General features: G+C 51.4%; 4 protein-coding genes and 1 pseudogene. All 5 read right to left on the minus strand.

Annotated elements, in window-relative coordinates; all coding sequences use genetic code 11:
* Positions 1-92: 92 nt before the first annotated feature.
* Positions 93-311 (minus strand): annotated as a pseudogene (locus XdyCFBP7245_RS23255) (hypothetical protein); the annotation flags it as partial.
* Entirely contained in the window at positions 308-886 is a 579-nt protein-coding gene (locus tag XdyCFBP7245_RS23260; RefSeq protein ID WP_104617699.1) for a hypothetical protein, read from the minus strand. The pseudogene XdyCFBP7245_RS23255 and the gene XdyCFBP7245_RS23260, both read right to left, overlap by 4 nt.
* A gap of 65 nt (positions 887-951) precedes the next feature.
* Entirely contained in the window at positions 952-1,482 is a 531-nt protein-coding gene (locus XdyCFBP7245_RS23265) for a hypothetical protein (protein WP_104617700.1), read from the minus strand.
* 332 nt (positions 1,483-1,814) lie between these two features.
* Complete coding sequence (locus XdyCFBP7245_RS23270; protein WP_104617701.1) at positions 1,815-2,342, minus strand: DUF4189 domain-containing protein; 528 nt, start codon at positions 2,340-2,342, stop codon at positions 1,815-1,817.
* A 46-nt stretch (positions 2,343-2,388) separates the two neighbouring features.
* Positions 2,389-2,951: type IV secretion system protein (locus tag XdyCFBP7245_RS23275; RefSeq protein ID WP_146091734.1), on the minus strand; the 563-nt coding region annotated here is incomplete at its 5' end.

Below are 2,951 nucleotides of genomic sequence, written 5' to 3' on the forward strand. Positions count from 1 at the left end.
CAGCGTCGCCGAACGTCAGTTGCATGGATGATTCCTCAACACGAGGCGAGTAGTGTCGCGCATCTGCCGTGCTTTGTTCAGAGGTTCCTTAGCTGTCGTTCGATCTCTGTACCACGATGGGCAACGATGATCTCTTGGGTATCGACGCGTTGATAGACGATGCCTTGATAACCCGATGGGCTGTCGACGTACTTGAGACGTTGATAAGAAACTCCGCCGATATCAATAATGGGGCTTCTTGGTCCTGTCCGCTCTGGTTCGTCGTAGACATCGCGCGAAAGCGCTGCATATTGTTGGCTAGTCAGGCTCATGGGACTATCCTTTTCGCAGTCAGCGTTACCTTGAATAGGTTACTCCGAGCATCCTCATTGAAATCTTTGATGTTCTTCTTGCCCATATCGGGAAAGTTTTCCATCCCGGACTTTGGATAGCGAGATTTCCAGAAGTATTTAACTTCCGGAGTCAGCATCGATAGTTGCTTTTTATCCAAACTCGGCAGGAATTCTGTTTCATCATCTTTGCCAGTCGCTTTCAGCGAAATTCCCACGCCGCCAAAATCCCAGTGACAGACGCCTTTGCCGTAGTAATCAGCATCAGCCATGCCATCTGTATGGATTGTCGCCGTATAAGTCGTGTCATCAATCCTCTGAAAAACGATAGGGATTACGTCCTCTTTTGGCTTTGTTGACATTCCCAATGCAGGATCAAACGGTGCGCAGTCGTCGCGGTTGGTCATGTCATAGAAAGCGATGCCTGACACATTGCCAAACGGCCCCGGCGCATCCTCAATAATCATGGTGATCCGATACGCCTGCGTGGGATGCGGATTCTTCCGGTAGATCGGGTCGGCGGTGGCGGTGTCATGTCTTTCAGAGGCAGAATTCATGGGATTGCACCCGACCAAGGGAATTAGTGAAAGACAGCCTAGAATTTTGATTCTTAGATGACCGTTCATGCGGCCAGCGTGCATTTTGCAGATCGCTCGGCAGCGGTGACCGAATCACGCAGCCTGCCAGCGCTGCGGTTGATACTGCAGCTGTGCAATACCACTGCAATGAGCTGGAAGCCGAACACCAACCCGAACTCAGGGAGTTGCATCACAAGACGCATCATTGATGGAATGCATGCCGCAATCACTGCCAGTAGCAGCATCAGCACGGTCATGCCGCTCGTGTTGAAGATCGTCTGGCGCAGCTGTCGTAATTCCGCAGTCCGTTTGTCCTGGCTGCGCAACTTTTTCCAGACAATCGCTGAATGTGCAATCCGCACTATTAGCAGTAAGACAACGGAAAAATGCAGCACTGCACCGACAATGGCCCCATAATGTGCAAGCTTAAACAGGGCGGTGAACGCTGTGCGATATCCTAAGGCAAGCAGGCTTGCGGTGAGGGCGAGCGTCAAGACAGCTATGATCAGTAGATTGCGCAGGCTCTCGGCTGACCGATACCAATGTGCATCACGGGGGAAGATTGCTCTATCCACTGCACGACTCCTATGAAGTGCGAATCACCTGCTGCGCAGCAACCAAGGCGTCATGCGGCATGCCAAGGCAGGACGCGATCCGGCAGACTCATGCAAAGAGCTGTGCCGACGCTGCATTGAATCAGTATGATTTGGTGACAGTAAAGGTGCTAGTAGATGGATCGAGTAGCAGCCAACAATCAATTGGTATGCCATAGGTGCAGATGATGAAGAAGAGTTGTTGTAAAAGGATCACTTCGTAATGACCTCCGCCAATTTAGACAGGGCTTGAAGGGGAGGGGCTGGAGAACGTCAACAATGCTGAGAGTAATTAAAATTCTGTGAGTAATCAATCAGTAGGCTTTGAAAATTGGCTCTGAGCAGTTCTGATATATTACTTTGCATTCATTCACTGAGTTTTCCTTTACGCAGTCTGAAATTGCAGCTTTACTTGCAGCCTCTATCGAAGGGCCAGCAGAGTAACTAGTTAGTATATTCCCGATCTGTGTGGGGGATCCTGTCTTCGCAGGTTCAGAGATTGCTGCGCAGCGATTTTCGTAGGCGTAAACCACGCGGCAATTTGCTTCTCTTTGACTTGTCTGTTTGCATTTATCTAATGCAACTTTCTCGGCGTCTGTTTTTTTGATCTTTCCGGTAGATACGCCGAAATTATTATTATTGTCATTGGCGATTGCCCCCCAGGTTTTTATCCATTTCCCGCTGGGGCGGGGCTCCTGCTGGATTTCATTTCCCTGCGGAATAGGTGCGCAAGCCACAGCCCCTTGCCCCCCGATTTGATATTGGCCCACTGGGCAGCCTTGCGCCCAAGCAGATGTAGGTACAAGCAAAGTCAGGATTGCTAATAGGCGGGATGTCCTCATTGCTGCGTTTACCTATATTGACAAATAAAAATGAGTGGAAAATCGACTAAATACTCTGATCGCTACCTCGCGTCGCTTGTCCGCGTGAGCCTATCGGGGTTGATGCTTGAGTTGGTACCTCGCCTGTGATCCTGGCTGTTTGATTTGCAGAGTTTTCTCCCCTGCTTATTTGCTGTTGATCACCCCGCGCTATCTGTTGCGGCATATACGACCCAGCCGGCTGTCCTTGCGGCCCAGGGCTCGACGCAGTGCCAAATGCCGAATACGCCATAAACGTGCCCATGTTGCCCTGCCATAGTGCGGCGGCGATGGTGGGTACGGTGACGATAAGCATAGTCATGATCAGACCGATGCCGCCTTGCTGCAGGGCTTGGCTGGAGAGGCCTTCAGCGCTGGCCAGGGGGATGAACTTGACCGCCCAGTAGGCAGCGGCCACTTTGACGGTGAACTTGAGCACCATGGCCGTGACCACCGACAGCATGGCCATCGAGAACAGCGTGCCAATGACGTAGAACAACCACTTTTTGAACAGGTCCTTGGTCTGGTCGAAGATCAGCGCCAGGATGAAGATGGGCCCGACGCCGATGAGGAAGGCCATGGTGAACTTGA

The sequence above is a fragment of the Xanthomonas dyei genome, assembly GCF_002939865.1.
In the GTDB taxonomy this organism is placed as follows: Bacteria; Pseudomonadota; Gammaproteobacteria; order Xanthomonadales; family Xanthomonadaceae; genus Xanthomonas; species Xanthomonas dyei.